Here is a 5,114-nt window from a genome sequence, read left to right on the forward strand (position 1 = left end):
GTGCGCCCAGAAGTAGGTGTCGGGGTCCAGAGCGTGATACCGCTCCCCGCTGGGCATTTCGCCTTTGATCTGGTGGTGGAAGTCACGGACCTGCTGGCCGGTGTGGTCGTCGTCCGACGCGTAGACAGTTTTGAAGATCGGTGGCAGTGAGCGCTTGATCCGCGCCGAGGTGTCGCTGAAGAACACCGAGTGGTCCAGCACGCCCTGCCCGAGCTCGGCAAGCATGTTCTGCAGCACCGCGGGCCGCGGCCCGATCAGGAACATCCGGTTGTCACCGAAGTAGCGCCACACCAGCGACTGCGGCCCCAGCGGAAGCGCATCGGCGGCCTGCCTCGCAGACGACTCACTCAGCTCGGTCACTGGGACAGTGTTACACATTTCGCACTTTGTACCAAGTGCAGCCCGGTCGTTGGCAAAATGTGATCGCCATGTTGCCTACGAATTCGGCGTGGCTCTGCGTGCGCCGCTGCTCAGGACGGCAATATGTCGGTCGTGCCTGAGCTTTCCCGCCGTGCTGCGCTGCGCCTAGGTGCCAGTGCCGTCGCGGGAGCAGCGGGTATCTGGACGTTCGGCGCCCTGGTCGATCCCACCCAGGTACCGGCCGATCCCAGCCCCTTCGATCCCGCGGCGCCGGCGGGACCGCCTGCGGCACCGGTCGCCGCTCCTCCGGCTCCTCCCGCCCCACTGCCGACCAAGGTGTCCGGCTCGTTCGTCTCGGCGGCCCGCGGCGGCATCCTGACCAACTATGTGATCGCCAGGCCGCCCGGTCAGATCGCACCGCTGCGCCCGGTGATCGCGTTGCACGGCGTACGCGGCAGCGCCAAGCAGGTGATGAGTCTCGGCGTCGAACAGCTGCTCGCCGATCTGGTCACGGCGGGCCGGCCGCCGTTCGCGGTGGTCGCCGTCGACGGCGGCGACAGCTACTGGCATCGGCGGGCCGGCGGCGAGGACGCGGGCTCGATGGTGCTCAACGAGCTGATCCCGATGCTGTCGACGATGAACCTCGACATCAGCCGAGTAGGTTTCATCGGCTGGTCGATGGGCGGCTACGGCGCAATGTTGCTGGGCGCCCGGCTGGGGCCGGCACGCACCGCCGGGATCTGCGCCGTCAGCCCGGCGCTGTACCAGTCCTACACCGCCAGCACGTTGGGCGCATTCGACAGTTACGACGACTGGACGAACAACACCGTCTTCGGATTGCCTGCGCTGTCGACGATTCCGCTACGAATCGACTGCGGCAACGACGACCGCTTCGCCCCGGCCACGCACCAGTTCATCGCCCAGCTGCACACGCCACCCGCCGGCGGCTTCTGGCCCGGTGGACACGACGAGGCGTTCTGGCGTCAGCAGCTGCCCGCCGATCTTGCCTGGCTGTGATCCTGAAATCGCTTGAGCCGCAAGCTATTTGTCACCACGAGTAGCGACGAGCAGGCCATCGCCGCACCGGCGATCATCGGGTTGAGCAGACCCATCGCGGCAAGTGGGATAGCCGCGGTGTTGTAGGCGAACGCCCAGAACAGGTTCATCCGGATGGTGCGCAGCGTGCGCGCCGACAGCCGCAGCGCGGTCGGCACCGTGTGCACGTCGGTGCGCATCAGCGTCAGGTCGCCCGCGTCGATCGCCGCGTCGGCGCCGCTGCCCATCGCCATGCCGATGTCAGCGACGGCCAGCGCCACCGAGTCGTTGACGCCGTCGCCGACCATGGCGACCGTTCGGCCCTGCGCCTGCAAACGCTTGACGGCGTCGGCCTTTTCGGTCGGCAGCACATCGGCGATCACGTCGGCCCACGCGATGCCCACCGCGACGGCGACCTGCTGGGCCACTGCGGCGCTGTCGCCGGTGAGCAGCATCGGGGTGATGCCCATGGTCTTGAGGTCGGAGATGGCCGCGGCGCTGTCGGGCTTGATCCGGTCGGCCAGCGTGATGACGCCGCGAAGCTGCCCGCCCCAGGCCACCTCTACGGCCGTCTGACGTGCCGCCGGCGCCAGCAGGTCGACGCCGGCCAGCGAGCCGGCTCGCGACACCACCACCTCGACTCCGTCGACCACGCCCACCACACCGGTGCCCGGATCGTTGACGAACCGCTCCGGGCCGCTGCGAGGCGTAAGTCCGCGAGCGTGGGCGGCCGCCACGATCGCCGCCGCCACCGGATGCTCGGATGCCGACTCGACCGCGGCCGCGCGGACCAGCACCAGGTCGGCGTCTTCGCCGGGCCGGGGCTGCACGTCCGTCACCGCCATCGCGCCGGTCGTCAGGGTTCCGGTCTTGTCGAATACGACCGTGTCGACGCCGTCGACGGTCTCCAGCACCCGCGGATCCTTGATCAGGATGCCCAGTTGCGCACCGCGCCCGGTGCCGACCAGGATCGCCGTCGGCGTGGCCAGCCCGAGCGCGCATGGGCAGGCGATGATCAACACCGCGACGGCCGCGGTGAACGCCGACGCGACCGGCTGTCCCGCCAGCAGCCAGCAGGCCATCGTCGCCGCCGCGATCACCAGCACCGCCGGCACGAAGACCGCCGCGACCCGATCGGCCATCCGTTGCACCGGCGCCTTGTTGTTCTGAGCGTCGCTCACCAACTTGGCCATCCGTGCCAGTTGGGTGTCGGCGCCGACTCGGGCGGCGCGCACCAGCACACGGCCATAGGTGTTCAGCGAGCCGCCGACCACCGTGTCGCCGGCAGCCACGTCGACCGGCACCGGCTCGCCGGTCATCGCCGAGGTATCCAATGCCGTTGTCCCGTCGATGATTTCGCCGTCGGTGGCGACCCGCTCCCCCGGCCGCACCACGACGACGTCGCCAACCTGCAGTTGCGCGACCGGCACACGGACCTCGTCGCCGTCGCGCAACACCGCGGCGTCCTTGGCGCCCAGGCTCAGCAGCGAGCGCAGCGCAGCCCCAGAGGCGCGCTTGGCCCGTGCCTCGGCGTAGCGGCCGGCCAGCTGGAACACCGTGACCGCGGCCGCAACCTCGAAGTAGACCGGGCCTGCACCGCGTAACACCTCCGCCGTCGACCACAGGTAGGCGGCCAGCGTGCCCAGCGACACCAGGGTGTCCATCGTCGACGTGCCATGCCGGGCTCCGAGCAGCGCCAAGCGGTGAAACGGGTAGCCGCCCCACGCCACGATCGGCGTCGTCAACGCCAGCGCCACCCACTGCCAGCCGGCGAACTGCCAGCTCATCACCATCGACACCGCGACAACCGGAATTGCCAGCAGCGCCGAGCCGATCAGCCGTGAGCGCACCAGATCCTGCGGCTCATCGTCGTCGCGGCTGAAAAGTTCCACGGCCACCGACGCCTGGTAGCCCGTCGACTCCACCGCGCGGATCAAGTCACCGGCCGACACCTCGGACTCATGCTGCACATGGGCTCGCTCCAGCGCGAAGTTCACCGCTGCCCGCACACCGTCGAGCCGGTTCAACGCCCCCTCGACGCGGGCAGCGCACGAGGCGCAGCTCATGCCGCGCAAGTCGAGATCGGTGGTGGTCATGCCGTCGTGGGCCGGGCGACCCGCCGCAGCCGCGCGATGCCGACAACCAGCAGCATTCCGGCGGCCGTCGCCAAGAGCAGGGTCAACAGCAAGAGCGAGGGGTCATAGACCACCGCGGTGGTCACCGGCTGGCCGTTGGCGACGGGCGCCACCTCCACAGTGGATCGCACCGCCGACCAGCTGAACGCGCAGCCCGCGATGGCGGCAACGGCCAGCGCGAGCTCGACGACAGCGCGGAAACGGACCATTATCAGCGTGAACTGTCGTCGTCGTGTTCCGGCGGGAGCTCGTTAGGGTTGACGCGTTCCTCGACCAACGGGGTCAGCAGGTTGCGCAGATGCCGGTGCCGCCGCGCCCAGGCCTGGGCGGTGCGACCGCCGGTGAGCCGCAGGCCGATGCCCGTCCGGCCCTTTGGCACCCCGACCAGCTCGCCGAGCGCCCGGGCGGACTGCCAACGCTCCAGGTCTTTCTTCGCTGCCATCGGATGATCGGGTTCGGGGTACACCTTGAGGATCTCGGATACCCGGATGGTTTCGGTGCCCTGGCGCAGCGTCTGCGGGGTCAGCACGACCGAGGTGTGGATGCGGGCGGCTTTGACTTGCAGCGCAATGAAACTGGTCAGGACCACCAGAAAGAACACCGGGACCGAGATCTGCCAGCCGTTGCCATTGGACTTCTCGATCCACAGCATGATTGCGGCCGAAATCGGCCCGGCCAGCATCCAGTACCAGGTCGCACCGACCTCGCGAAAGAGCGGTGCTGCTTCGGTGTCCGTGTCGGCAGTCACGTCCACCATCATCCCCTGCTGGACCGGCGGCCAGACAACCTGGGGCCCTACCTGCGGCTCATGGCGCGCCAGGTGCCCTGGCACTTCACCACTTTGTGCGCTCACCTGGTGAAGTAGTTGTGCGAGTCGCTGCGGTGCAACAAGTACATGCCGCCGGCGATCAGCACCGAACCGGTGATGCCGGCGACGCCACACGCGACGGCGTATATCGGCGGCCAGGTCACCGTGAACAGCCGGATGCCGACGTAGACGACGGTGGCGATGGCTCCGCCGGTCAAAACGGTTCGGGCCCAACGGTATCCGGCCCGCATCAGGATCAGGAAGGTCACCACGATCGCACACAAGACCGCGGTGAACAGCCCCTGTGCGACCAGGAGTGGCGTGGCTCCGCGACCGTTCGACGAGCCGACCAGGTCGGCGACGTAGCCGATCACCATCAGGGGCACCGCGACCAGCCACAACCAGAATCCGGTGTCGACGTCGATCGGCCGGGTCGGCGGCTGCGGACCGGGTTCAACGGGAGCCGTCACAACAACCAGTTCGCCGCGCCGGCGGCCCAGTAGGTCAGCACGATGTCCGCGCCGGCGCGCCGGATGCTGGTCAACGACTCGAGCGCGGCGGCGCGCTCGTCGATCCACCCGTTGGCGGCGGCAGCCGCGATCATCGCGTACTCCCCCGACACCTGATAGGCGGCGACGGGCACCGGCGAAATCTGTGCGACGGCCGCGACGACGTCGAGGTAGCTCATCGCCGGTTTGACCATCACGATGTCGGCACCTTCGTCGAGATCCAACTGCGCCTCTCGGACCGCTTCGCGGGCGTTGCCCGGCTCTTGC

Annotated in this window: 6 protein-coding genes and 1 pseudogene; 1 reads left to right on the forward strand and 6 read right to left on the reverse strand. The window is 68.8% G+C overall.

Annotated elements, in window-relative coordinates; genetic code table 11:
* The coding region (locus tag VGH54_RS24970; RefSeq protein WP_331514814.1) for an oxygenase MpaB family protein at window positions 1-360 on the reverse strand (360 nt) is incomplete at its 3' end.
* Window positions 361-483: 123 nt separating this feature from the next.
* On the opposite strand from VGH54_RS24970, the gene VGH54_RS24975 reads away from it, so the two are divergent.
* Entirely contained in the window at window positions 484-1,377 is an 894-nt protein-coding gene (locus VGH54_RS24975) for an alpha/beta hydrolase-fold protein (protein ID WP_331514815.1), read from the forward strand.
* Here the strand turns inward: VGH54_RS24975 and VGH54_RS24980 are convergent.
* The 5 genes and pseudogenes from VGH54_RS24980 to VGH54_RS25000 all read right to left on the reverse strand — a co-directional run.
* Window positions 1,344-3,491, reverse strand: coding sequence for a heavy metal translocating P-type ATPase (locus VGH54_RS24980; protein ID WP_331514816.1), 2,148 nt, complete (start codon window positions 3,489-3,491; stop codon window positions 1,344-1,346). The genes VGH54_RS24975 and VGH54_RS24980 overlap by 34 nt on opposite strands.
* A complete protein-coding gene (locus tag VGH54_RS24985; RefSeq protein ID WP_414688796.1) occupies window positions 3,488-3,739 on the reverse strand; it encodes a hypothetical protein in 252 nt (83 codons plus the stop codon). Before VGH54_RS24985 ends, VGH54_RS24980 begins: the two co-directional genes overlap by 4 nt.
* Before the next feature lie 2 nt (window positions 3,740-3,741).
* Window positions 3,742-4,290 carry a DUF3093 domain-containing protein gene (locus VGH54_RS24990; protein WP_331514819.1) on the reverse strand — a complete coding sequence of 183 codons (549 nt, stop codon included), beginning with the start codon at window positions 4,288-4,290 and terminating at the stop codon, window positions 3,742-3,744.
* 89 nt (window positions 4,291-4,379) lie between these two features.
* Entirely contained in the window at window positions 4,380-4,808 is a 429-nt protein-coding gene (locus VGH54_RS24995) for a hypothetical protein (protein ID WP_331514817.1), read from the reverse strand.
* Window positions 4,805-5,114 (reverse strand): annotated as a pseudogene (locus tag VGH54_RS25000) (porphobilinogen synthase); the annotation flags it as partial. The pseudogene VGH54_RS25000 and the gene VGH54_RS24995, both read right to left, overlap by 4 nt.

Source organism: Mycobacterium sp. (assembly GCF_036488105.1).
Taxonomy (GTDB): Bacteria; Actinomycetota; Actinomycetes; order Mycobacteriales; family Mycobacteriaceae; genus Mycobacterium.

What these genes read in the sequence shown, in the direction of transcription:
- VGH54_RS24975 (WP_331514815.1), top strand. Translation starts at nt 484, where the DNA reads ATGTCGGTCGTGCCTGAGCTTTCCCGCCGTGCTGCGCTGCGCCTAGGT.
- VGH54_RS24980 (WP_331514816.1), bottom strand. Translation starts at nt 3,491, where the DNA reads ATGACCACCACCGATCTCGACTTGCGCGGCATGAGCTGCGCCTCGTGC.
- VGH54_RS24985 (WP_414688796.1), bottom strand. Translation starts at nt 3,739, where the DNA reads ATGGTCCGTTTCCGCGCTGTCGTCGAGCTCGCGCTGGCCGTTGCCGCC.
- VGH54_RS24990 (WP_331514819.1), bottom strand. Translation starts at nt 4,290, where the DNA reads ATGATGGTGGACGTGACTGCCGACACGGACACCGAAGCAGCACCGCTC.